Source organism: Citrobacter sp. T1.2D-1 (assembly GCF_950098555.1).
GTDB lineage: Bacteria > Pseudomonadota > Gammaproteobacteria > Enterobacterales > Enterobacteriaceae > Citrobacter_A > Citrobacter_A telavivensis.
This window is the reverse complement of record NZ_CATNHH010000056.1, coordinates 136,220-160,497: the sequence shown is the minus strand read 5'-3', so window position 1 is coordinate 160,497 and position 24,278 is coordinate 136,220. Positions and strand designations below refer to the sequence as shown.

General features: G+C 54.5%; 26 protein-coding genes. 16 read left to right on the top strand and 10 right to left on the bottom strand.

Going from position 1 to position 24,278, the window contains the following annotated elements; genetic code table 11:
- Positions 1-16: 16 nt before the first annotated feature.
- Together bssR and QQZ17_RS21925 are read left to right on the top strand one after the other, a co-directional pair.
- Positions 17-400, top strand: coding sequence for a biofilm formation regulator BssR (gene bssR, locus QQZ17_RS21930; protein ID WP_152405320.1), 384 nt, complete (start codon positions 17-19; stop codon positions 398-400).
- Between the two features lie 106 nt (positions 401-506).
- Positions 507-1,634 (top strand): PQQ-dependent sugar dehydrogenase, encoded by a 1,128-nt coding sequence (locus tag QQZ17_RS21925; RefSeq protein WP_152405319.1) that lies wholly within the window; start codon positions 507-509, stop codon positions 1,632-1,634.
- Here the strand turns inward: QQZ17_RS21925 and QQZ17_RS21920 are convergent.
- Complete coding sequence (locus QQZ17_RS21920; protein WP_152405318.1) at positions 1,606-2,685, bottom strand: 1,4-beta-xylanase; 1,080 nt, start codon at positions 2,683-2,685, stop codon at positions 1,606-1,608. The two genes, QQZ17_RS21925 and QQZ17_RS21920, sit on opposite strands and share 29 nt — an antisense overlap.
- A gap of 225 nt (positions 2,686-2,910) precedes the next feature.
- Positions 2,911-3,537, bottom strand: a complete 627-nt coding sequence (locus QQZ17_RS21915; protein ID WP_152405317.1) for a glutathione S-transferase family protein — start codon at positions 3,535-3,537, stop codon at positions 2,911-2,913.
- 246 nt (positions 3,538-3,783) lie between these two features.
- Here QQZ17_RS21915 and dacC point away from each other — a divergent pair, with 246 nt between their 5' ends.
- Positions 3,784-4,986, top strand: a complete 1,203-nt coding sequence (gene dacC / locus QQZ17_RS21910) for a serine-type D-Ala-D-Ala carboxypeptidase (protein WP_152405316.1) — start codon at positions 3,784-3,786, stop codon at positions 4,984-4,986.
- Positions 4,987-5,035: 49 nt separating this feature from the next.
- On the opposite strand, the gene deoR is transcribed toward dacC, so the two are convergent.
- Positions 5,036-5,794: a DNA-binding transcriptional repressor DeoR gene (deoR, locus tag QQZ17_RS21905; protein WP_152405315.1), complete on the bottom strand. Its 759-nt coding sequence runs from the start codon at positions 5,792-5,794 to the stop codon at positions 5,036-5,038.
- Between the two features lie 71 nt (positions 5,795-5,865).
- Positions 5,866-6,474, bottom strand: a complete 609-nt coding sequence (gene ybjG, locus QQZ17_RS21900) for an undecaprenyl-diphosphate phosphatase (RefSeq protein ID WP_152405314.1) — start codon at positions 6,472-6,474, stop codon at positions 5,866-5,868.
- Positions 6,475-6,767: 293 nt separating this feature from the next.
- Between ybjG and QQZ17_RS21895 the strand changes: the two genes are divergently transcribed.
- Positions 6,768-8,000, top strand: a complete 1,233-nt coding sequence (locus QQZ17_RS21895) for an MFS transporter (RefSeq protein ID WP_152405313.1) — start codon at positions 6,768-6,770, stop codon at positions 7,998-8,000.
- A gap of 89 nt (positions 8,001-8,089) precedes the next feature.
- Here the strand turns inward: QQZ17_RS21895 and QQZ17_RS21890 are convergent, their stop codons facing one another.
- Together QQZ17_RS21890 and QQZ17_RS21885 are read right to left on the bottom strand one after the other, a co-directional pair.
- The gene (locus tag QQZ17_RS21890; protein WP_152405312.1) at positions 8,090-8,902 is read right to left on the bottom strand and encodes a Cof-type HAD-IIB family hydrolase; all 813 of its coding nucleotides are present in this window, start codon (positions 8,900-8,902) and stop codon (positions 8,090-8,092) included.
- Positions 8,903-10,111: an MFS transporter gene (locus QQZ17_RS21885; RefSeq protein WP_152405311.1), complete on the bottom strand. Its 1,209-nt coding sequence runs from the start codon at positions 10,109-10,111 to the stop codon at positions 8,903-8,905.
- An 83-nt stretch (positions 10,112-10,194) separates the two neighbouring features.
- On the opposite strand from QQZ17_RS21885, the gene QQZ17_RS21880 reads away from it, so the two are divergent.
- On the top strand, positions 10,195-10,731 hold the full coding sequence (locus QQZ17_RS21880; protein WP_152405310.1) for a TetR/AcrR family transcriptional regulator: 537 nt from the start codon (positions 10,195-10,197) through the stop codon (positions 10,729-10,731).
- Between the two features lie 7 nt (positions 10,732-10,738).
- On the opposite strand, the gene QQZ17_RS21875 is transcribed toward QQZ17_RS21880, so the two are convergent.
- Both QQZ17_RS21875 and QQZ17_RS21870 read right to left on the bottom strand, forming a co-directional pair.
- Complete coding sequence (locus QQZ17_RS21875) at positions 10,739-11,536, bottom strand: SDR family NAD(P)-dependent oxidoreductase (RefSeq protein WP_152405309.1); 798 nt, start codon at positions 11,534-11,536, stop codon at positions 10,739-10,741.
- Positions 11,537-11,777: 241 nt separating this feature from the next.
- Complete coding sequence (locus tag QQZ17_RS21870) at positions 11,778-13,463, bottom strand: aspartate:alanine antiporter (RefSeq protein WP_046477790.1); 1,686 nt, start codon at positions 13,461-13,463, stop codon at positions 11,778-11,780.
- 267 nt (positions 13,464-13,730) lie between these two features.
- Here QQZ17_RS21870 and QQZ17_RS21865 point away from each other — a divergent pair, with 267 nt between their 5' ends.
- Complete coding sequence (locus QQZ17_RS21865) at positions 13,731-14,093, top strand: inner membrane protein YbjM (protein WP_152405308.1); 363 nt, start codon at positions 13,731-13,733, stop codon at positions 14,091-14,093.
- A 54-nt stretch (positions 14,094-14,147) separates the two neighbouring features.
- Here QQZ17_RS21865 and QQZ17_RS21860 read toward each other — a convergent pair whose 3' ends face one another.
- Positions 14,148-14,411, bottom strand: a complete 264-nt coding sequence (locus QQZ17_RS21860; protein ID WP_152405307.1) for a GrxA family glutaredoxin — start codon at positions 14,409-14,411, stop codon at positions 14,148-14,150.
- A gap of 172 nt (positions 14,412-14,583) precedes the next feature.
- Here QQZ17_RS21860 and QQZ17_RS21855 point away from each other — a divergent pair, with 172 nt between their 5' ends.
- From QQZ17_RS21855 to rlmC, 10 genes are all read left to right on the top strand, one after another.
- Positions 14,584-14,871, top strand: coding sequence for a DUF1418 family protein (locus QQZ17_RS21855; RefSeq protein WP_152405306.1), 288 nt, complete (start codon positions 14,584-14,586; stop codon positions 14,869-14,871).
- Positions 14,855-15,577 carry a nitroreductase NfsA gene (gene nfsA, locus QQZ17_RS21850; protein ID WP_152405305.1) on the top strand — a complete coding sequence of 241 codons (723 nt, stop codon included), beginning with the start codon at positions 14,855-14,857 and terminating at the stop codon, positions 15,575-15,577. The genes QQZ17_RS21855 and nfsA overlap by 17 nt, the downstream gene beginning before the upstream one ends.
- A gap of 64 nt (positions 15,578-15,641) precedes the next feature.
- Positions 15,642-16,544 carry a 30S ribosomal protein S6--L-glutamate ligase gene (rimK, locus tag QQZ17_RS21845; protein ID WP_046477799.1) on the top strand — a complete coding sequence of 301 codons (903 nt, stop codon included), beginning with the start codon at positions 15,642-15,644 and terminating at the stop codon, positions 16,542-16,544.
- An 89-nt stretch (positions 16,545-16,633) separates the two neighbouring features.
- Positions 16,634-17,110 carry a YbjN domain-containing protein gene (locus tag QQZ17_RS21840; RefSeq protein WP_152405304.1) on the top strand — a complete coding sequence of 159 codons (477 nt, stop codon included), beginning with the start codon at positions 16,634-16,636 and terminating at the stop codon, positions 17,108-17,110.
- Between the two features lie 362 nt (positions 17,111-17,472).
- On the top strand, positions 17,473-18,585 hold the full coding sequence (gene potF / locus QQZ17_RS21835; RefSeq protein WP_152405303.1) for a spermidine/putrescine ABC transporter substrate-binding protein PotF: 1,113 nt from the start codon (positions 17,473-17,475) through the stop codon (positions 18,583-18,585).
- 97 nt (positions 18,586-18,682) lie between these two features.
- Positions 18,683-19,816, top strand: a complete 1,134-nt coding sequence (gene potG, locus QQZ17_RS21830) for a putrescine ABC transporter ATP-binding subunit PotG (RefSeq protein WP_152405302.1) — start codon at positions 18,683-18,685, stop codon at positions 19,814-19,816.
- A 9-nt stretch (positions 19,817-19,825) separates the two neighbouring features.
- Complete coding sequence (gene potH / locus QQZ17_RS21825; RefSeq protein WP_152405301.1) at positions 19,826-20,779, top strand: putrescine ABC transporter permease PotH; 954 nt, start codon at positions 19,826-19,828, stop codon at positions 20,777-20,779.
- Positions 20,776-21,621, top strand: coding sequence for a putrescine ABC transporter permease PotI (potI, locus tag QQZ17_RS21820; protein ID WP_042320333.1), 846 nt, complete (start codon positions 20,776-20,778; stop codon positions 21,619-21,621). Before potH ends, potI begins: the two co-directional genes overlap by 4 nt.
- 59 nt (positions 21,622-21,680) lie before the next feature.
- Positions 21,681-22,169, top strand: a complete 489-nt coding sequence (locus tag QQZ17_RS21815) for a YbjO family protein (protein ID WP_152405300.1) — start codon at positions 21,681-21,683, stop codon at positions 22,167-22,169.
- Positions 22,170-22,209: 40 nt separating this feature from the next.
- Positions 22,210-23,337: a 23S rRNA (uracil(747)-C(5))-methyltransferase RlmC gene (gene rlmC / locus QQZ17_RS21810; RefSeq protein WP_152405299.1), complete on the top strand. Its 1,128-nt coding sequence runs from the start codon at positions 22,210-22,212 to the stop codon at positions 23,335-23,337.
- Positions 23,338-23,449: 112 nt separating this feature from the next.
- Here the strand turns inward: rlmC and artJ are convergent, their stop codons facing one another.
- A complete protein-coding gene (gene artJ, locus QQZ17_RS21805) occupies positions 23,450-24,181 on the bottom strand; it encodes an arginine ABC transporter substrate-binding protein ArtJ (protein WP_152405298.1) in 732 nt (243 codons plus the stop codon).
- Between the last annotated feature and the right edge of the window lie 97 nt (positions 24,182-24,278).

Here is a 24,278-nt window from a genome sequence, read left to right as displayed (position 1 = left end):
AGAGGAGGAACGAAGTATGTTCGTTGACAGACTGAGAACCGATCTGCTGAATAAGCTCATCAACGCCAGGATCGACCTCGCTGCGTATCTGCAGCTAAGGATGGCGAAAGGATACATGTCAGTCAGCGAGAATGATCATCTACGTGAGAACTTTTTCGAACTGAACCGCGAGCTGCACGATAAATCGTTGCGCTTGAATCTGCATCTCGATCAAGAAGAGTGGGATGCATTGCACCATGCCGAAGGTGCACTCGCCGCTGCGGCGGTGTGCCTGATGAGCGGACACCACGACTGTCCGACTTTTATTGCCGTCAATGCAGAAAAACTCAATACCTGCCTGACAGCCTTAACGCTGAGCATTCAGAGTTTGCAGGCTCATTCAACGCTTGAAAATGCCTGATTTTCGGGGGGAGGCGACTCCCCCCTTCATCGTTAAGTTTTTGTAAAAATGCCCACCTGACGTTCCTCGCTGACTACGCTTTAACCAGAGTCAACAAGGAGGCGTTATGCGTCGCTCGCTTATCCCTTTAATTCCATTGTGCATTATTCCCTGGTTTACGCAGGCTGAAACGCCTGGGGTTAATGTCGAGGTGCTGCAAACCAAACTTGACCATCCGTGGGCGCTGGCCTTTCTGCCAGGCGACAACGGCATGCTTATCACCCTGAAGGGCGGACAGTTGCGCCACTGGCAGGCAGGTAAAGGGCTTTCTGATCCGATCCCTGGCGTACCTAAGGTCTGGGCGAACGGTCAGGGCGGCCTTCTGGACGTGGCGTTGGCGCCGGACTTTAGCCAGTCGCGACGCGTCTGGCTCAGTTTTGCGCAGGCCGATACGCAGGGTAAGGCAGGAACCGCGGTGGGCTATGGTCGACTTAGCGACGATCTTTCGCGACTGGAAAACTTCCAGACCGTCTTCCGCCAGATGCCAAAACTGTCAACCGGCAACCATTTCGGTGGGCGGCTGGTTTTTGATGGCAAGGGCTACCTGTTCATTGGACTGGGAGAAAACAACCAGCGGTCGACCGCGCAGGATCTCGATAAATTGCAGGGTAAAGTGGTGCGTCTGACCGAACAGGGGAAAATCCCGCAGGACAATCCGTTTGTCAATCAGCCGGGGGCGCGTGCGGAAATCTGGTCTTACGGCATTCGCAACCCGCAGGGGATGGCGATGAATCCGTGGAGCGATGTGCTGTGGCTGAACGAACACGGGCCGCGCGGCGGGGATGAGATCAATATCCCTGAAAAAGGGAAAAACTATGGCTGGCCGCTGGCGACCTGGGGTATCAACTACAGCGGGCTTAAGATCCCGGAAGCGCAGGGCGAAAAGGTAGCAGGCACCGAACAGCCCATTTTCTACTGGCAGAAATCACCTGCCGTCAGCGGAATGGCATTTTATAACCGCGAGACGTTCCCCCAATGGCACAAGAAACTGTTTATTGGTGCACTGAAGGATCAGGATGTGATTGTGATGAGCGTTGACGGCAATAAGGTGACTGAAGACGGACGTATTCTGGGAGAACGGAGGCAGCGGATCCGTGATGTACGCGTCGGGCCTGACGGTTATCTGTACGTGTTAACCGACGAGTCCGACGGCGAGTTACTTAAAGTCAGTCCCCGTTCCGCCGGGAATCCGTAAGCCGTTTCACCAGTTGCATTTCCTCCTCACACCAGGGCGTGCCATCCGGTTTCAGAACATCGTGAAACCACAGTGATTGCGGAACCGGATGAGATTGATTCACACCAGGCCAGGGGATCCAGGTCTGGGTTTTTCCCTGCACCAGTCCCCAGTGATAACAACCTGTATCAAAAGCGCTAAAAAGGGGAAGCTGTTCGCTGAACACGCAGTGGGTATGGCGTGAAAGCCACTCGGTACACAGCACCGGGCGATTAAACTGCGAAAGGGCGCGCAAAATGTCCGACTGCCTGGCGGCAGGCACGTAGGCGTGATAGCTGATGATATCCGAGAGCGCCAGCGCAGCGACGTCGATCGGGTGCTTAAGCGTTCCCCAGCGTTCATGATCCACATGCCATGCACCGACGGTTAACGGTTGCAACGGATCCACGCTGCGCGCCCAGCGAAAAACGGCTCGCACCAATTGCAGAGCATACTCTTCCAGCGCCACATCCGCTTCGGCATACTCTTGCGGGGAGAGGAAAATCCCCCGGTTGCCGGGTTCATTGTACAAATCCCAGATTGCAATGCGCGTGTCGCGGGAAAAGTGCGTGAGGATATCGTGAACGTAAGCTTCAACCTGCGGCCACTGGTCGGGATCCATCACGATGGCTCTGCCTGGGCTGGCCGCCGCCTGGCTGTTATGCACTCCCGGCGTAGGCGCTTTTTGCGGACCGAACCACGGTTCATCGCCAGAAAAGCCGCAGTCGTCCATCAGCGTCATCATCACCTGAATCTGGTGACGCGCGGCGACTTCCAGAAACGCGTCAATCCGTGACAGTAACCCCTCCCGGTCGTGCTGCCAGACGATAAACGGCAGGTTGGTCCGTAAGGCGTTATAGCCGTAGCGTTCCGCCCAGGCGAGTTCCTGCTCAATGACCGGTAAATCGAAAGTGTCGGCCTGCCACATCTCGTTCCAGTTGACGGCGGTTCGTGGCAGGTAATTGAACCCGCACGCCCATCCATGATGTTGATACCAGGACTGCGCCCGGGCGGTACTCCATTGTTGTGGCATCGTTGGTCTCCATGCAGATAGTTTGCTCGCTAATGTTTATGAGTTTCGAATTTGCGGCAATGGCCGCAGCGACTTTCTGCAAAGCGCTTCACGAATTCAGTACCGTATTCTGAGAGGGAGTCGTGGAAGGATAATGTGATGAAATATAAAGAAAAAAATGATAAGCGTGAATGATGATTTTGACGGAACACAGGCACGCGGCAGCAGACCGCGCACCTGAATGACTTAGCTGACCGGAATCATGACCGTTTTACGAAATGCCGGGCGTTCGCTGAGTTGCTGGTACCAGCGCTCAAGATGCTGACGCGGCGTCCACGTCAGCCCCACGTTGTACAGGTTGTAGACGAACGGGGCGATGGCGATATCACCGGTGCCAAACTCGTTACCTGAAAACCAGGGCTGGTTAGCCAGTGCTGCATCGAGGATTGCAAACAGCTCGTCGCAGCGCTTCGCTCCCGCATCAATGGCGGCGCGATCGCGCTGTTCCGGCGGCGTTCTCACTAAACCAAAAAGCACCACGCGGTGCGCCGGACTCAAGGTTTGATTAGCCCAGTCCATCCATTTTTCGCCTTCCGCCCGACGCGCCGGAGACTCGACCCACAGACGTTTTTGTCCATACTGTGCAGCCAGATAACGTACGATGGCGTTGGATTCCCACAGCAGCAGATCGCTTTCATCATCACGCAGCAAAGGCACCAGACCGTTTGGGTTCATCGCCAGATAGTCTGCGTCGTGGTTCAGGCCAAACTGTCCTCCCGCCAGGATATGGTTAAACGGCAATTCCAGTTCTTCGAGCGTCCACAACACTTTCTTGACGTTGGTTGAGTTATTCCTGCCCCACAGCGTAATCATAATTACCCCTCAAAAATGGACAGCCTCAGGGCTGCGTTCACTCCACATGGTGAGATAAACCCAACATTTACGCAACAGCCAACAAAAAATTCCTCTCAGTTGCAGCGTAGCGAGGGGTTATTGCATAAACTTTAAAAACTTTACCAACTTACGGTTCCCTTACGCTTCTTAGTGCGTTATTACTCACCGCACTTATTATACGGTGGTATGACGTATATTTTTTGAATGGATACTCGGGTGGCATTTATGACGCAATACGTTTCTTCCCTTCGTAATTTCGCAGCGGGTTCAGCACTTTTATTTCTCTTCGCGCCAACGGTGATGGCGGCGGAACAGACGATTGACGCGCCAGGCGTCGATGCGCGCGCGTGGATTTTAATGGATTACTCCAGCGGTAAGGTACTGGCAGAAGGCAATGCCGATGAGAAGCTGGATCCTGCCAGTCTGACGAAAATCATGACCAGCTATGTGGTGGGACAGGCGCTAAAAGCAGGGAAAATTAAACTGACCGACATGGTGACGATAGGCAAAGACGCCTGGGCGACCGGTAACCCGGCGCTGCGCGGCTCCTCGGTCATGTTCCTGAAACCTGGCGATCAGGTGGCGGTTTCCGATCTCAATAAAGGCGTGATTATTCAGTCCGGCAACGACGCCTGTATCGCGCTTGCAGACTATGTTGCGGGCAGCCAGGAGTCGTTTATCGGTTTGATGAACGGCTATGCGAAAAAGCTCGGGCTGACAAACACCACTTTCCAGACGGTACACGGTCTGGATGCGCCGGGCCAGTTCAGCACCGCGCGCGACATGGCGCTGCTGGGTAAAGCGCTGATCCATGATGTACCGGAAGAGTATGCGATTCATAAAGAGAAAGAGTTCACTTTTAACAAGATTCGCCAGCCCAACCGTAACCGTCTGCTCTGGAGTTCCAGCCTTAACGTTGATGGCATGAAAACAGGCACCACGGCGGGAGCCGGATACAACCTGGTCGCGTCGGCCACCCAGGGGGATATGCGGCTTATTTCGGTTGTGCTGGGCACCAAAACCGACCGTATCCGTTTTAATGAATCAGAAAAATTGCTGACCTGGGGCTTCCGCTTCTTTGAGACCGTAACGCCTATCAAACCGGATGCCACCTTTGTGACCCAGCGCGTCTGGTTTGGTGACAAGAGTGAGGTGAACCTGGGGGCGGGTGAAGCCGGTTCCGTGACCATTCCGCGTGGTCAGTTGAAAAACCTGAAAGCCAGCTTTACGCTGACCGAACCGCAACTCACCGCGCCGCTGAAAAAAGGCCAGGTGGTTGGGACCATTGATTTCCAACTGAACGGCAAGTCGATTGAACAGCGTCCGCTGATCGTGATGGAAGCGGTAGAAGAGGGCGGGTTCTTTGGCCGGATGTGGGATTTCGTGCTGATGAAATTCCATCAGTGGTTCGGTAGCTGGTTCTCTTAAGCGTTTGTGGATTGCCGGATAGCGCTGACGCCTGTCCGGCAAGCGGCAATTAGTACATCAGCGTAATCCGCTGTGCTTTGGCGAAGCTGACAAATTCATCGTCAGGGCAACTGTCGCTGATCACCGCGTCAAAGTGCTTTAAATCCCCCATCCGCGCCGGACGGACCTTACCAAATTTGCTGTGATCAACCACCAGCACGTGGTACTGAGCCATCGACATCGCCCAGTGTTTCACCGGCAACTCTTCCAGATTAAAACAGGTCGCCCCTTTACTGATGTGGATGCCCGCCGCCGAGTAGAAGGCAATATCCGGACAGATCGTGTTTAACGTTTCCCTGGCATCAAGCGGTTTGAAAATCGCATTGCTGGCGTGGAATTCGCCGCCAGAGAGGATCGCCCGACAGAGCGGTTTTTCCTGCAACGCCAGAAACGTATTCAGGGAATAGCAGACAGCAGTAAACGGGATGTCATTATCGATAGCTTCGATGATCCACGGTGTGGTGGTGCCGCAGTCAAAAAACAGCGTTTGATGTGGCTGCACCAGATTTGCTGCCAGTTGCGCCGCGCGACGCTTTTCTTCCACCAGACGGGACTTTTGATCGCTGAGCAGATAGTGGCTGGCGCTGCGGGGTTCCAGCACAATATAACCACCTAACAGCACCACCGGCGCGCTGTTGTTATTCAGGTCGCGACGAATGGTCATTTCAGAGACGCCCAGCAGGGTCGCGGCTTCCTTAAGATGGAGCTTATCGCTGCGTTTCAGCGCCTGCAGCAATTGACCAATACGCTCTTCGCGACGTGTTTCCATAATTCCCCTGGATGAATAATTAAGCGCTCTGTCCGCTACAGAGTGCCTAATATTACTCTTTTTTCCTTCGTTTAGTCACGCACCCAGCCTTTACGAATCGGCAGGGCGAAGCAGATACGGTAACAATATTGCAGGCCACGATAGAGGGCCGGGCCGAATTTTTGCCACAAAATCTGCGCGCTCAGACAGCCGATCATCCCCGCCAGCAGTCCGCCGAGCATGTCGAGCGGCCAGTGTACGCCGAGATACACTCGGGACCAGGCGATGGTCACGGCCAGCGCCATCAGCAGAACGCCGGACCAGAGACGATGCCAGAGCAAAAACGCCAGCGCGAAGGTGAAAATCACCGTGCCATGATCGCTGGGGAACGAGTCATCAGCCGCATGCTGGAGATAATTATAGCCAATGTGATCGGCAAACGGACGGTCGTGCGGGAACAGATGTCCCATTACCCAGGACACCAGCAGGCTGACCACCAGCGCCATCGCCATTTTGACGATCATCTGCCGCTGTGCGCAAACCTGTTCGCGCGGTCCCCACAGCCAGAGGACAACGGCTAACAGCGGGACGCTGTTAATCAGATCTTTGGCGATAAAAATGGCAAGGGAAATCATCCACGATGCCGAGTCCGGCGTGGCATTGATTAAGTAGAACAGCGAATAGTTAATATTTTCCAGCATAGCATTCAGACTCAGTACGTTTAATGAATATCCAGGCAGGGCGAGAATAAAAGTGTCCATCCTCGGGGTAAAGAGGGATAGTCTTATTTACCTGTAAATTGAAGGTGTTTCAGACACCGCTCGCGATTTACCCCAGAGTAGCAGCAGTAACTTAGATTAACCTTAAACCCAGGGGCGGATTTTCAATGAGCGTGTAAAAATGTGCGCATTTTGCCTTTACCAGACATAATTCACTATCTCAGGTGAGGCACTTTCATTACACTTTGCGCGATTTTTACTGTCGAAGAGATTGCATGCAAAACCGTTTACAACAAGGTGCCCGTCTTGGACGTCAGGCGCTGCTTTTCCCTCTCTGTCTGGTGCTCTACGAATTTTCCACCTACATTGGCAACGATATGATCCAACCCGGCATGCTGGCGGTGGTGGAACAATTTCAGGCGGGAATAGACTGGGTTCCGACCTCCATGACCGCCTATCTGGCCGGGGGGATGTTTCTGCAATGGCTGCTAGGGCCGTTGTCGGATCGAATAGGTCGCCGTCCGGTGATGTTAGCGGGCGTAGTGTGGTTTATTGTGACCTGTCTGGCCACGCTGTTGGCGCAAAGCATTGAACAGTTTACGCTGCTGCGTTTTTTGCAGGGTATCAGCCTGTGCTTCATTGGCGCAGTGGGCTATGCGGCCATTCAGGAGTCCTTTGAAGAGGCGGTGTGTATCAAAATCACGGCGCTGATGGCGAACGTCGCGCTAATAGCGCCGCTGCTGGGACCCCTGGTGGGGGCCGCCTGGGTGCATGTCCTGCCGTGGGAAGGCATGTTTGTGCTGTTCGCGGCACTGGCGGCAGTCGCCTTCTTTGGCCTGCAGCGTGCGATGCCGGAGACGGCCACACGAATCGGCGAACCGCTGTCCCTGAAGGCGTTGGGCAGCGATTACAAACTGGTGCTGAAGAATGGTCGCTTTGTCGCCGGCGCGCTGGCGCTGGGATTTGTCAGCCTGCCGCTGCTGGCCTGGATTGCCCAGTCGCCGATTATCATCATCAGCGGTGAGCAGCTCAGTAGCTACGAGTATGGCCTGCTACAGGTACCGATTTTTGGTGCGCTGATTGCAGGGAATCTGGTGCTGGCGCGCCTGACCTCGCGACGTACGGTGCGTTCGCTCATCATCATGGGCGGCTGGCCGATTGTGCTCGGGCTGGTTATCGCCGCAGCGGCAACGGTGGTCGCGTCTCACGCCTACCTGTGGATGACGGCAGGACTGAGCGTTTACGCTTTCGGCATCGGCGTGGCAAACGCCGGACTGGTGCGCCTCACGCTGTTCGCCAGCGACATGAGTAAAGGCACGGTTTCTGCGGCGATGGGGATGCTGCAAATGCTGATCTTTACCGTCGGAATTGAGCTGAGCAAATACGCCTGGCTGGGCGGAGGAAACGGCCTGTTCAGCCTGTTTAACCTGGCAAACGGTATCCTGTGGCTGCTGCTGATGTTTATCTTCCTGAAAGATAAACAGGTCGGAAATACGCGGGAAGGGTAATGGTGCCCGCTATCAGGCAATAAAGCCGGATGGCGGTGTAAACACCTTATCCGGCCTGGTGAATGACGCTATTTTAGACCTGGCAGGCGTTAATTAAACGGCGCGTCGTTCTTCAGCACGCAATCAATGATGTCCAGGACACCTTCTTTGTTGTTCGAGCCTGCGCGGTATTTCGCGGCCTTCGCCACCACATCCGCCGCATTTTCCATCGCAAAACTGAAGCCCGCCTGGCGTAGCATTTCAAGATCGTTGCCGCCGTCGCCAAACACCACCACGTCGTTATCATCAATTCCCCAACGCTGCTGGAGCAGGCGCAGACCGTTCGCTTTGTGTACGCCGGGGATAATGAGATCGATGCTGCCATAGCCGGTGTGAACGGGTACCATGATATCGCCAATGGCGTCGTGCAGGGCTTGCTGAACTTCCGGGATCCGATCGTCAGAGATGTTGAGGCCAAATTTGAAGAACACATCATTGATATTGTCGAAGTCATCCACGAACTCAAGGCGGTGATAGTACATACCCGCAGTGGCTTTCATCTCGTCGTTGTACGCTTTCAGGGTATACGCGCTGTTCTTACCGCAGGCGATGATCTCTACGTCGGCACGGGTCAACAGATGATCGACAATGGCGGTAAAGTCGGACTTCGCCAGATCGCCATTGAAGATATCCTGACCTTCGCTCACCACCCAACCGCCGTTTTCCGCGACAAAGGAGATCTCATGGGCAATCTCGGGAAAGAAAGAGATAAGCTGGTAATACTGGTTGCCGCTGGCGACCGCAAAACGAATACCCTGTGCCTTCATCTGCTGATACTGCGCCAGAAAACGTTCGCGATTATAGGTCTTTTGATCGCTCAGAAAGGTGCCATCCATATCGACTGCAATTAACTTAATACCCATTTATCCCTTCTCCATCGCAGATTGCGTAGTTGAATGTGGTTTAGCAACGGCTCTGGCGACAACTGCGGCCAGCAGCACCAGCGCCAGCACCACCAGCATGGCGCTGCGTAAGCCGTAGTGCTCACCGAGGTAGCCCAGCAGCGGAGGGCCAACGAGAAATGCCAGATAGCCGGTGGTTGCCACGACGCTGACGCGCGTGGGCGCATCCGGCCCCGTGTCGCTGGCCGCTGAAATCGTTAACGGGAAGCCGAGCGATGCCCCCAGGCCCCACAGTACCACGGAGACGCCTGCCACCCAGGCGCTGTCGACGAAAATAATCAAACCGATTCCAAGCGCTCCCATCAGGGCGCTGGCGCGCACCACCGCCACGCGACTGTAGCGGTCAATAAACCAGCCGCCGGTAAAGCGCCCGACGGTCATCCCGAGCGTGAAGCCCGCGTAAATCAGTGAACCTGACGTTGGGCTAAACCCGTGGCCGTCCACCATCAGCAGCGGTAACCAGTCGTTGGCGGAGCCTTCAGCAAACGCCATCGCCAGCACCACAACGCCAATCAGCAGCAACTGAATATCACGCCAGAAGGGAACGCCTTTCTCTTCGGGATGAGAACCGTCACTGGCGTTTTTGCCTGTTCCGTCGGGAATGGCTTTGATCGCAATAAAAACCGGCGCAATCGCCACCAGCGAGGCCAGCACAATATGGGTGGTTGCCGCGACGCCAAAGGCCGTCAGTGCCATCCCGACGCCCGCGCCCGCCAGCGTGCCGAAGCTGTAAAATCCATGCATCATCGGCAGCACGGTTTTGTTCATCTCCCGTTCGACGGCCGCCCCTTCAATATTGATCGCCACTTCCGCGGAGCCAAAACTGGCACCGAACACACCTAAACCCAGCGCAAACAACAGTGGGGAGGTCAACCATAGCGCCAGACTCAGCACCAGCATCCCCACAATCGCGCAGGACATCGTAGTGCGAATCACTTTGCGCGTGCCAAATCGTTTCACCAGCCAGGCCGAACAAAGGATACCGCTCATCGAACCTATTGAGAGGCCAAACAGCACCGCCCCCATTTCCGCCGTCGAGACCGAGAGCGTGTCACGAATGGCTGGCGTACGTGTGGCCCAGGAGGCCATAAGCAGGCCGGGCAAAAAGAAGAACATAAAAAGTGCCCAGGTTCGGCGTTGCAGGGCTTTGCGTGAAGAGATGGCAGTCATAATTCCAGATCGGCATAAAAGAGAGAAGACAACATTATCAAGCTTGTGTACATTTGTACATAAACCTGTTGAGAGGAATAAACGTGCGACGTGCTAACGATCCGCAGCGGCGAGAGAAAATCGTTGCCGCGACGCTGGAAGCAGTGAAAGTGCATGGCATTCATGCAGTGACGCACCGAAAAATCGCCGCGATGGCCGGCGTGCCACTGGGATCGCTGACCTACTATTTTTCCGGCATCGAAGAGTTGCTGACCGAAGCATTCACGCAGTTTACGCAGACGATGTCCGTGCAGTATCAGGACTTTTTTACGCAGGTTCCGGACGAAGAGGGGGCGTGTCACGCGATCGCCGACATGATCTACAGTTCTCAGGTTACCACGCCGGATAATATGGAACTGATGTATCAACTGTATGCCTTTGCCAATCGCAAACCTGCGTTAAAAACGGTGATGCAAAACTGGATGCAGCGCAGCCAGCAAACGCTCTCCCGGTGGTTCGAACCGGGTACTGCGCGTGCGCTGGACGCCTTTATTGAAGGGATGACGCTGCATTTTGTGACCGACCGGACACCGATGACGCGCGAAGAGATCCTACTGATGGTTAAACGTATCGCCGGGTGAGGTTCCGTTATCCTGTCGTGGCGCCGGCGGTCATATTCACAATGGTTGCCGTCATGGCGCTGGCGTTATCCGAGGCCAGAAAGCTCATGAGCGCGGCGATGTCTGCAAGCGTTGGCAGGCGTTTGAGCATTGTGCTTTGCGCTGCCCCTCCCAGCCATTCTTCTGTTGTTAATCCCATTTCCTGCGCCTTTGCGGCAAAAATCTCACCGGTATAAGAACCGGCCTTAACGGCATCGACGATCGCATGGGAACGAATACCGATGACGCGGATATTTCTGGGGGCGAGTTCGGCAGCCAGAGCTTTAACAAACGCTTCTGCTCCTGCACAGCCCACAATGTGACCTGAATGGCCTGCGATCGCCATCGCACCTGCGGGCGCGACGACGCTGAGAATCACCCCCGCGCGTTGACCTCCCATATGTGGCGTAACGGCTTTTGCGATAGTGAACTGAGCGGTGAGGAAGGGGCGGATCCCCTGCATAAACTCGTCCAGGGTTAATTCCGCGACCTCCTTACCCTGGTCGTGCATAAAACCGGTGGCATTGACGACAATATCGAAGCCGCCGCTCCTGCTCGCCAGTTCTGCTACTTGCGTCCTCATCGATTGCTCGTCGAGAACATCGATGAGGGCGGTATCAACGGTTCCTGCTGCGGCACGAATTTCATGCGCCACGCGATCCAGTTTTTCCTGACCGCGAGCGACCAGATAAACCCGCGCCCCTTCACGCGCCATATTCCGCGCCACGGCGCTTCCGATAGCGCCGCTACCGCCAAAAATCACAGCGACTTTGTTTTTAAGCAACATAAGGCATTCACCTTCACGGGCCGATAATCAGGAAGTATGGGTGATGAATGGCGGGGTGCAAGGACGGGGGATGAATTTCAGACAACAAAAAACCCATCAACCTTGAACCAAAACGGCGGGGTTGATGGGCTCCACAAATTGGGGACATCAAAGAAAAGCAGTGGCAATAGTTATGACTGACGCCTTGAGGAAAAGTTCTACGTATCTGCAAAAAATTTTCGCTTAAGGGGCAACTTCAGTTTTATCCTAAGCCTGGCCAGATGATGATGATGAGTGTCCCTGCCAGCGTCAGCAGCACGTTGGCTATCGCGTAGGTGCCCGCGTAACCGAGTGCCGGAATGTTGCTGCGCGCGGTATCGCTGATGATTTCCATCGCCGGTGCGCAGGTACGTGCCCCCATCATGGCACCAAAAAGGAGTGCCCGGTTCATGCGCAGAACATAGGCACCGAACAGGAAGCAAATGATCACCGGCACCAGACTGACGACCAGCCCGGCAATCAGCATCTGACCGCCGATCGCCCCCAGACCATGGCCGATGCCGCTGCCCGCGCTTAGGCCAACGCCCGCCATAAAGACCATCAGGCCGAACTCTTTCACCATATTCAGCGCGCCCTGCGGGATATAACCAAACGTGGGATGGTTGGCTCGCAGGAAGCCCAGCATGATCCCGGCGAACAGCAACCCTGCCGCATTACCAATGCCGAAACTGAAGTTGCTGAACTGGAAGGTGATCATGCCGATCATCAGACCAATAATGAAGAATGCGCAGAAGGCCAGCAGATCGGTCACCTGGCTGTGAATTGAGATAAAGCCGATACGGTCTGCGATTGTTTTCACGCGACGCGCGTCGCCGCTGACCTGCAATACGTCGCCTTTGTTGAGTACCACGTTGTCATCAATTGGCATTTCAATCTGCGAACGAATCACGCGGTTCAGGAAGCAGCCGTGGTCGGTGAGCTTCAGTTGGGCAAGACGGCGTCCCACTGCATTGTGGTTTTTCACCACGATCTCTTCCGTAACGATCCGCATGTCGAGCAGGTCGCGGTCGAAGACCTCTTTGCCGTTACGAAAGCTGGGGTCGAGACGGGCATGGGCATCCGGATAACCGACGAGCGCAATCTCATCGCCCATTTGCAATACCGCATCGCCATCCGGGTTTGCCAGAATACCATTGCGCCGGATGCGTTCAATATAGCAACCGGTCGCGCGGTAAATGCCAAGCTCACGCAGGTTTTTTCCGTCGGTCCAGGCCACCAGTTCAGGACCGACACGGTAAGCGCGAATGACCGGCAGGTACACCTTCCGGTTCGTGTCGGTGTCCAGACCGCGTTCACGGGCAATCTGCTGGGCGCTGGTTTGCAGATCCTGATGTTGTAATTTAGGCAGATAGCGTGCGCCGACGATCAGACTGACCAGACCAATCAGGTAAGTTAGCGCATAGCCCAGACTCAGGTTATCCAGCGCCCGGGAAAGCTGTGCACTTTCCATCCCAAAATGGCGTAGCGTATCGCCAGCACCGACCAGAACCGGGGTGGACGTCATTGAGCCAGCCAGCATACCGGCCGTTAGGCCGATGTCCCAGCCAAACAGCTTACCCAGCCCCAGGGCGATCAGCAGCGCACTGCCGACCATTACCAGAGCCAGCATCAGGTAATTTTTCCCATCCCGAAAAAAAATGGAAAAAAAGTTAGGACCCGCTTCGACGCCGACACAAAAAATAAACAGCATGAAGCCCAGATTTAGTGCATCGGTGTTAATAGTGAAATGCTGTTGCCCTAATAAGAGAGAGACGACTAAAACGCCAATGGAATTACCCAGTTGGACAGAACCCAGGCGCAATTTACCGAGACACAGGCCAAGAGCCAGTACAACAAATAATAACAGGATGTAATTCCCATTTAACAAATCGGCGACGTTTATATTCACGGAGACTAACTTCTTGTTTACGAGTAAGCTGTTGAAAGAAATAGTAATTTGGGCTACTGTTTTTGCCATCAATTAAGGGGATTGTGACATATCCACACCCCGAATATAAGCAACACAACAATATATTTGGCTAGTTTAATCTCATTACGTATCAACGGCTATAAGAATCGTGTTGGCGTATTTTAGCACGGAATGCTGAACGGCTTTATCTGACTGGACGCCATTGGCGAAAAGTGTGCTTGATAGAGACAGTGTCAGGAGAAATGATTGAAATATAAACATGGTTGGGCAAGCGCGGTCTGCTGCTTTGTGCTCTTTGTGGTCGTCTGCCTTTCACTGGCAATGCACATGAGGGGGGCATTCCGGGCAACCGGGCATCCAGAAATGGGGCTACTGTTTTTTACGTTGCCAGGTGCGGTGGCCAGCTACTGCTCTCAACGTCGGGAAATAGTCAAACCGCTTCTCGGTGCGATGGTTGCAGCGCCTTGTTGCCTGCTACTCATGCGGTTTTTCTTTACGCCCACTCGCTCGCTGTGGCAGGAGATGGCATGGTTATTCAGCGCGGTGTTTTGGTGTGCGCTGGGTGCCTTGTGTTTCCTGTTCATCAGCAGTCTGTTCAGACCGCGGTAGCGTTAAAGTAACGAACGCCCTCCTGAGAGGGCGTTTTTGCATCTGTCACTGCGGTTAAGCAAACAGATTCACATTCTCTTTCGCCCAGGCTTCAAAATCGGTACAACCGCCAATGTGTTTCTGATCAACAAAAATCTGCGGTACGGTTTCAACCGGTTTGCCAACGGTCTTTTCCAGATCCGCTTTGGTGATACCTTCCGCGTGGATGTCGATGTAGCGATAGTTGAAATCTTCGTGCTCGTTGCTCAGTTTCTCTGCCAGTTCTTTTGCGCGAACACAGTAAGGGCAACCCGGGCGACCAAAAATAACGGTGAACATTGTAGTCTCTCTCCTCGAACTCAAAGCCTGACGGCGAATGACTGCTATGATGACGCCAATCGTCAGCCTTGAACAGTAGGTTGCACCTTTTACTTCAATACATTTAGTCTATATCTGTTAAATACATTCACGCTGAACGCCTTACACTATGTCTCACAAAAGAGGGCTTCCTGTGCGTACAATTGGCGCGTTACCGAAAAGTGTATTGATCCTGGAAATAGTGGGGATGGTGCTTCTGGCGCTGGCTTTGCTGTCGCTGAACCACTACCTGACACTACCCGCACCGTTTAACACCTCGCTCGCGGTCGTTGTCATGCTTTTTCTGGGTGTACTGTTGATGATCCCCGCCGCGCTGGCGTTTGTCTGGCAAGTCGCGCAGCGGCTCGCGCCACAGCTAATGAAGGCCCCATCTAATTCATCCCATTCAGACAGAGAAAAAGAGAATGACTCCAACCATTAACCTTCTGCGTCATCACCGTTCGATTCGTCATTTCACCGATCAACCGATTACGTCTGAACAGCGAGAGGCGATTCTGGCCGCCGCTCAGGCGACGTCCAGCTCCAGTTTTTTGCAGTGCACGTCAATAATTCGTATTACGGATCCGGCGCTACGTGACGCGCTGGTACCATTAACCGGGGGGCAGCAGCACGTCGCGCAGGCTGCTGAGTTTTGGGTCTTCTGCGCGGATTTCAATCGCCATCTGCAGATTTGCCCTGAAGCGCAATTAGGTCTTGCAGAGCAACTGCTGCTGGGGGTGGTGGATACCGCGATGATGGCGCAAAACGCGCTGACGGCGGCGGAATCGCTGGGGCTGGGCGGTGTCTATATCGGTGGACTGCGCAATAACATCGAGGCCGTCACTGAATTGCTGGCGCTGCCAAAACACGTATTGCCGCTGTTTGGGCTGTGTCTGGGCTGGCCTGCCGATAATCCGGATCTGAAGCCGCGCCTGCCTGCGGCGATTGTGATGCATGAGAACCACTATCAGCCGCTCGACACAGACGCGCTGGCGGACTATGACGAACAGCTCGCGCAATATTATCTCAGCCGCGGCAGCAATAATCGCCGTGACACCTGGAGCGATCATATTCGCCGCACGCTGATTAAGGAAAATCGTCCCTTTATCCTGGAATATTTGCATAAACAGGGTTGGGCCACGCGCTAAAAATTCCGCCGCTGTGTATGATACTCGGGATTTTTTTTGATCGGGTTATGCAGAGAGGTGCAGGGTGAAAATTGCCATATTGTCCCGGGATGGAACGCTCTACTCGTGTAAGCGCCTGCGTGAAGCAGCGATGAAGCGTGGCCATCTGGTCGAAATACTCGATCCGCTTTCTTGCTATATGAACATCAATCCGGCTGCGTCCTCGATTCACTATAAAGGACGCAAGTTGCCTCATTTTGATGCCGTCATCCCGCGTATCGGCTCGGCTATCACCTTTTATGGCACGGCGGCGCTGCGCCAGTTTGAGATGTTGGGTAGCTATCCGCTAAATGAATCCGTGGCGATTACCCGCGCGCGCGATAAACTGCGCTCGTTGCAGTTGCTGGCGCGGCAGGGCATCGATCTCCCGATTACCGGCATTGCGCACTCGCCCGATGACACCAGCGATTTGATCGATATGGTCGGCGGTGCGCCGCTGGTGGTGAAGCTGGTGGAAGGAACGCAGGGGATTGGCGTGGTGTTAGCAGAAACCCGTCAGGCCGCTGAGAGTGTCGTGGATGCCTTTCGGGGGCTTAACGCCCATATTCTGGTGCAGGAATATATTCAAGAGGCCAAAGGTCGCGATATTCGCTGCCTGGTGGTGGGTGATGAGGTGGTTGCCGCCATTGAGCGACGGGCGAAGGACGGCGATTTTCGCTCTAATCTTCATCGCGGCGGCGTGGCCTGCATTGCCAACATTACCCCCCGTGAGCGAGAGATTGCGATAAAAGCCGCACAGACGATGGCGCTTGACGTCGCCGGTGTCGATATTTTACGCGCCGAGCGCGGCCCGCTGGTGATGGAAGTGAATGCGTCTCCGGGTCTGGAAGGGATCGAAAAAACCACCGGCATCGATATCGCCGGGCGGATGATTCAGTGGATCGAACGCCACGCGACGGCTGAATTTTGTCTCAAAACGGGCGGCTAGTCTTAATATCGCCGATGATCGTGGAATGACGAACGCTTTTTGCGTAAGCTGTGCCGGTATTTTTTCATCGTAAGAGGTAGCACATTATTATGACAGAATTGGTCGTTCCCACTCTGGATACGTTGCGGCAATGGCTCGACGACCTGGGCATGAGTTTTTTTGAATGTGATACCTGTCAGGCACTGCATTTACCTCACATGCAAAATTTTGACGGCATCTATGATGCAAAATTAGATCTCGTCGACAATACGCTGCTGTTTTCTGCGATGGCGGAAGTGAGGCCTTCTGCGTTACTGCCACTGGCGGCGGATCTGTCTGCCATTAATGCCAGCTCCCTCACCGTAAAAGCGTTTCTGGATATGCAGGATGATAATCTGCCAAAGCTGGTGGTTTGCCAGTCTTTATCCGTTATGCAGGGGGTGACTTACGCGCAGTTCGAATGGTTCGTACGCCAGAGCGAAGAGCAGATATCCATGGTCATTCTGGAAGCAGGCGCGCACCAGATGCTGTTTACCGCCGAAGAAGACACGCAAAAAAGTAGCGCTGAGAGCCATTTTCTTCACTGATTTCAACTTGAAGTCTGACCGTATAGCGCAGTCGCTGCCAGAGCGGCTGCGGTTTACGTTCTTTTATACTGCATTTAACCTTTCTTTAAAGAATTATTCACCTCCTTTCCCGCCGTTTCGCTTTATCACATAGACATAAATTGCATAAAAAATTGATAAAAGGCGTTTTTTAATCTGGGCTATAGCCTGAAACCCTGGCTAAAGTTATTCTTGCGAAGCTTAATTACAGCGAGCAATAACGGTCGGGGGAGCGTCCACTCTTCCTGGTTTTTGCCGAATGACAAACTATGCACGTTTCTTGCATAGCATTGAGTGCAACTTTTTGGTTCGTTTGTTAACGAACTTTGATAAGGAAAGAGATTATGACCGCCTTAAATAAAAAATGGCTATCGGGTCTGGTTGCGGGTGCTCTGATGGCCGTCTCTGTCGGCACGCTCGCTGCGGAACAAAAAACACTCCATATCTATAACTGGTCTGATTATATAGCGCCGGATACGGTGGCTAATTTTGAGAAAGAGACCGGTATCAAAGTGGTCTATGACGTCTTTGACTCCAACGAAGTGCTGGAAGGCAAACTGATGGCCGGCAGCACCGGTTTTGACCTGGTGGTGCCTTCCGCGAGCTTCCTTGAGCGTCAGTTGACGGCAGGTGTCTTTCAGCCGCTGGATAAGAGCAAACTACCGGGCTGGAAAAACCTCGATCCGGAACTGCTGAAACTGGTCGCCAAACATGACCCGGACAATAAATTCGCCATGCCGTATATGTGGGCGACCACCGGTATTGGCTATAACGTCGATAAAGTGAAAGCGGTACTCGGTGCTGATGCGCCCGTCAACAGTTGGGATCTGGTGCTGAAGCCGGAAAATCTCGAAAAGCTGAAGAGCTGCGGCGTCTCTTTCCTCGATGCGCCGGAAGAGGTGTTTGCTACCGTGCTGAACTATCTGGGTAAAGATCCGAACAGCACCAAAGCGGACGATTACACGGGGCCTGCCACCGATCTGCTGCTTAAGCTGCGTCCGAATATCCGTTACTTCCACTCCTCGCAATACATCAACGACCTGGCTAACGGCGATACCTGCGTGGCGATTGGCTGGGCAGGGGATGTCTGGCAGGCGGCTAACCGGGCGAAAGAGGCGAAAAATGGCGTCAATATCTCCTTCTCAATTCCGAAGGAAGGGGCAATGGCCTTCTTTGACGTCTTCGCGATGCCGGCAGATGCTAAAAATAAAGACGAGGCCTATCAGTTCCTCAACTATCTGCTGCGCCCGGACGTGATTGCCCATATCTCTGACCACGTGTTCTACGCCAATGCTAACAAAGAGGCGACGGCGCTGGTGAGCCCTGAAGTGCGTGATAATCCAGGCATTTATCCGCCAGCCGACGTGCGCGCGAAAATGTTTACCCTGAAAGTTCAGGATCCGAAGATTGACCGCGTCCGTACGCGTGCCTGGACCAAGGTGAAGAGCGGTAAATAATCCGCCGTTGAAGCGCCGGGTATGCGCTGCGCTGCCCGGCAAAACGCACCTTTTGGGTGCGTTTGCACCATGATTTGTTTCTGCCGGAGAGCACCCCGTGAATGATGCCACCCCACGCCCGCAGGCGAAAACCCGTAAAGCGCTGACGCCGCTCCTCGAAATCCGCAATCTGACCAAATCTTTCGACGGTCAGCACGCGGTTGATGACGTGAGTCTGACTATTTATAAAGGCGAAATCTTTGCCCTGCTGGGCGCATCCGGCTGTGGAAAATCCACGCTGCTGCGCATGCTGGCAGGGTTTGAACAACCCACTACCGGACAAATCATGCTGGACGGCGTCGACCTGTCCCAGGTGCCGCCTTATTTGCGGCCCATCAACATGATGTTTCAGTCCTACGCGCTGTTTCCTCATATGACGGTGGAACAGAATATCGCCTTTGGCCTGAAGCAGGACAAATTGCCGAAAGCGGAAATCGCCAGCCGGGTTGAAGAGATGCTGGGTCTGGTGCATATGCAGGAGTTCGCCAAACGCAAACCGCATCAGCTTTCCGGCGGTCAGCGTCAGCGCGTGGCGCTGGCGCGAAGTCTGGCAAAACGTCCCAAACTCCTGTTACTCGACGAGCCGATGGGCGCACTGGATAAAAAACTGCGTGACCGTATGCAGCTTGAAGTGGTCGATATTCTTGAGCGCGTCGGCGCGACCTGCGTGATGGTGACGCACGATCAGGAAGAGGCGATGACCATGGCCGGGCGTATTGCCATCATGAACCGTGGCAAGTTCGTGCAAATCGGTGAGCCTGAAGAGATTTATGAGCATCCGACCACCCGCTACAGCGCGGAGTTTATCGGCTCGGTCAACGTTTTTGAGGGGGTTATCAAAGAGCGGCAGGATGACGGTCTGGTGCTGTATTCCCCAGGTCTGGTGCATCCACTGAAGGTCGATCCGGATGCGTCGGTGGTGGACAACGTGCCGGTGCACGTGGCGCTGCGCCCGGAAAAAATCATGCTGTGCGACGAGCCGCCCGCCGACGGATTTAACTTCGCCGTGGGAGAAGTGGTGCACATTGCCTATCTTGGCGATCTCTCCATTTATCACGTTCGCCTGAAAAGCGGACAGATGATCAGTGCTCAGTTGCAGAATGCCCACCGTTATCGCAAAGGTCTGCCGACCTGGGGCGATGAGGTGCGTTTGTGCTGGGATGCGGACAGCTGTGTGGTGCTGACGGTTTAAGGAGCGAAGATGAGTACATTTAAACCTCCGGCACGCGTGGAAAAGCCGGGCGGCTTTACGCTCTGGCTGGCGCGCGTGCAGATGAAACACGGGCGCAAGCTGGTCATTGCGCTGCCTTACGTCTGGCTTATCCTGCTGTTTCTGCTGCCTTTTCTGATCGTCTTTAAAATCAGTCTCGCGGAAATGGCGCGGGCGATCCCGCCGTATACCGAACTGATGGCGTGGGCCGACGGCCAACTGTCTGTCACCCTTAATCTCGGTAACTTCCTGCAGCTAACGGACGATCCGCTCTACTTTGACGCCTATTTGCAGTCGCTACAGGTGGCAGGGATTTCGACGCTTTGTTGTCTGCTGCTGGGCTATCCGCTGGCATGGGCGGTGGCGCACAGCAAGCCGTCAACGCGTAATATTCTGTTGCTGCTGGTGATCCTGCCATCGTGGACCTCGTTTCTGATCCGCGTGTATGCGTGGATGGGGATCCTGAAAAATAATGGCGTGCTGAATAACTTTCTGCTGTGGCTGGGGGTGATCGACCAGCCGTTGACCATTCTGCACACCAATCTGGCGGTGTATATCGGCATTGTATACGCCTATCTGCCGTTCATGGTGCTGCCGATTTATACCGCACTGACGCGGATTGACTATTCGCTGGTGGAAGCGTCGTTGGATCTGGGCGCGCGCCCGCTGAAAACCTTCTTTAGCGTGATTGTCCCGTTGACCAAAGGCGGCATTATTGCCGGTTCTATGCTGGTGTTCATTCCGGCGGTTGGGGAGTTTGTTATCCCGGAACTGCTCGGCGGGCCGGACAGCATCATGATTGGGCGCGTGCTGTGGCAAGAGTTCTTTAACAACCGCGACTGGCCGGTGGCGTCTGCGGTCGCGATTGTCATGCTGCTGCTGTTGATCGTACCGATTATGTGGTTCCACAAACATCAGCAAAAAAGCGGAGGGGTCCACGGATGAACAACTTACCGGTAATTCGTTCACCCTGGCGTATTGTGATTCTGGTGCTCGGGTTTACTTTCCTGTACGCGCCGATGCTGATGCTGGTCATCTACTCGTTTAACAGTTCCAAACTGGTCACGGTGTGGGCAGGATGGTCAACGCGCTGGTACGGCGAACTGTTCCGCGACAGCGCGATGATGAGCGCGGTGGGGCTGAGTCTGACTATCGCCGCCTGTGCAGCGACCATGGCGGCGATACTCGGCACCATTGCCGCGGTGGTGATGGTGCGCTTTGGCCGCTTTCGCGGGTCGAACGGCTTTGCCTTTATGATAACCGCGCCGCTGGTTATGCCCGATGTGATCACCGGGCTCTCACTGCTGCTGCTCTTTGTTGCGCTGGGCCACGCGATTGGCTGGCCGTCGGATCGTGGAATGTTGACCATCTGGCTGGCGCACGTCACGTTCTGTACGGCGTATGTGGCGGTGGTGATTTCATCGCGCCTGCGCGAACTGGATCGCTCCATTGAGGAAGCGGCGATGGATCTGGGGGCGACGCCGCTGAAGGTGTTCTTTGTGATTACGCTGCCGATGATTATGCCGGCGGTGGTCTCCGGCTGGCTGCTGGCATTCACGCTGTCGCTGGACGATCTGGTCATTGCCAGCTTTGTCTCCGGGCCGGGCGCAACCACGTTACCCATGCTGGTCTTCTCCAGCGTGCGGATGGGCGTTAATCCGGAAATCAACGCCCTGGCGACGCTGATCCTCGGCGTGGTCGGAATTGTCGGTTTTATCGCCTGGTATCTGATGGCTCGTACGGAAAAACAGCGGATCCGCGATATCCAACGTGCAAGACGCGACTGAAGACACTAAAATCGGTCAACCTGGCTACACAATGCCGCGCTCGTCGCGGCATTGTTTTCATGGAAGACGACTCGTTGGGATTTTTTAAAAAATCATCCTCATCACATGCCCGCCTGAACGTGCCTGCGCTGGTTCAGGTGGCGGCGCTCGCCATTATTATGATCCGTGGGCTCGACCTGCTGATGATCTTTAACACGCTCGGCGTCCGCGGACTGGTTGAGTTTATCCATCGCAGCGTACAAACCTGGAATTTGACGCTGGTTTTTCTGGGCAGTCTGGTGCTGGTGTTTGTTGAGATAGGCTGCGCATTTTCATTGGTGAAAGGGCGCAACTGGGCGCGGTGGCTATATCTCCTCACACAGGTGATTGCCGCAGGCTATTTGTGGGCGGCCTCGCTGGGCTACGGCTATCCCGAGCTGTTCAGCATTGCCGGTGAGTCAAAGCGGGAGATTCTGCGTACGCTGGTGATGCAAAAATTGCCCGATATGCTGGTGCTGTTATTACTGTTTGTGCCCGCGGCCAGTCGTCGCTTCTTCCGCTTACAATAATGTGTATAATCCTCGCCCCTGTTTAGATAAAGGTTTCTGTATGCAGTGCGCACTCTATGACGCCGGTCGCTGTCGCTCCTGTCAGTGGATAACGCAGCCCGTTGGCGAGCAACACGCCGCCAAAACCGCCGATCTGAAAAATCTGCTTGCCGGTTTTTCGGTCGGAGAATGGTGCGCACCGGTTAGCGGCCCGGAAAAGGCGTTTCGTAATAAAGCAAAAATGGTGGTCAGTGGCAGCGTGGAGAAACCGCTGCTGGGGATGCTGCACCGCGACGGGACGCCGGAAGATTTGTGCGATTGCCCGCTCTATCCCGCCTCGTTTGCGCCAGTGTTTGCCGTGCTGAAACCGTTTATTGCGCGCGCCGGATTAACCCCTTATAACGTGGCGCGCAAGCGTGGGGAACTGAAGTACCTCCTGCTGACGGAAAGCCAGTTTGATGGCGGTATGATGCTGCGCTTTGTGCTGCGTTCCGAAAGCAAACTGGCGCAGTTACGCGCTGCGCTGCCGTGGTTGCAGACGCAACTGCCGCAGCTGAAGGTCATCAGCGTTAATCTCCAGCCGGTGCATATGGCGATTATGGAAGGGGAGACGGAAATCTTCCTGACCGAACAGCAGGCGCTGGCGGAGCGGTTTAACGACGTGCCGCTGTGGATTCGCCCACAAAGTTTCTTCCAGACCAATCCGGCGGTGGCTAGCCTGTTGTATGCGACGGCGCGTGACTGGGTGCGACAGCTGCCGGTGAACCACATGTGGGATCTGTTCTGCGGCGTTGGTGGTTTTGGCCTGCACTGCGCGACGCCGGACATGCAGTTGACTGGAATTGAAATCGCGCCGGAAGCCATTGCCTGTGCCAGACAATCTGCGCTGGAACTGGGCTTAACCAATCTTCATTTTCAGGCGCTGGATTCCACGCAGTTTGCCACCGGGCAAGGGGCGGTGCCGGAACTGGTGCTGGTGAATCCGCCGCGGCGCGGTATCGGCAAACCGCTCTGCGATTATCTGGGACAGATGGCGCCGCAGTGCATTATTTATTCGAGCTGTAATGCGCAGACGATGGCAAAAGACATTGCCGCGTTGCCGGGCTACCGTATTGAACGGGTACAGCTGTTCGATATGTTCCCACATACCGCGCATTATGAAGTGCTGACATTGTTGTTGAGGGACTAGTCACGGTTTGCCGGATGGCGGCGCTGGCGCCTTATCCGGCCTATGAGCGGTGCAGATATTCCAGGCCTGATAAGCGTAGCGTCATCAGGCATTCTACCACCAGCGACTCGACTTACTGCGGGAACCACTGATCGTTGATTTTTTGGTAAGTCCCGTCAGCTTTAATGGCCACCAGTGCCGCATTCAGTTTCTCCAGCAGCACTTTGTTGTCCGGGCGAACCGCGATGCCGAGACCAGTGCCGAAGTACTGCGGATCGGTCACTTTCTCGGTTGCTGGCCCCAGTTGTGGGTTGGTTTTCAGCCACTCGTTCACCACCGCGGTATCACCGAACACGCCATCAATACGGCCATTTTTCAGGTCGATAAACGCGTTCTGATAGCTGTCATAGGCCACCGTTTTCACTTCCGGATGCTTATCCTGCAAGTACTTCTGGTGGGTGGTGCCGTTTTCCATCCCGATACGTTTGCCTTTCAGATCGGCGAAGGTTTTGTAAGTCCCTTTCTTCGAAATTACCAGCGCCGAGTTGGCATAGTAGGGGGCTGTAAACGCCACCTGCTTGCTCCGCTCCGGCGTGATATCCATACCGGAAATCACCGCGTCATATTTCTTGAATTTGAGTGCCGGGATCAGACTGTCAAACGCATGGTTGGTGAAAGTACATTCTGCCTGCATCTGTTTGCACAAGGCTTTTGCCAGATCGAGGTCGAAACCGACGATTTGGTTATTCGCATCCATAGATTCGAACGGTGGATAGGTCGCAGAGACGCCGAAGCTGATTTTTTCAGCGGCAGAGGCGCCGACGGCAAAAGAGGCAAGTAATGCGGCCAGAACTAACTTTTTCATGATTGGACTCCCGTTATGATGAGGCGCCGTTTCTGCGGCATGGATTTACAATGCCAGCAATTGAATTTATATGCAATAAAAACGATTAACTATTTTG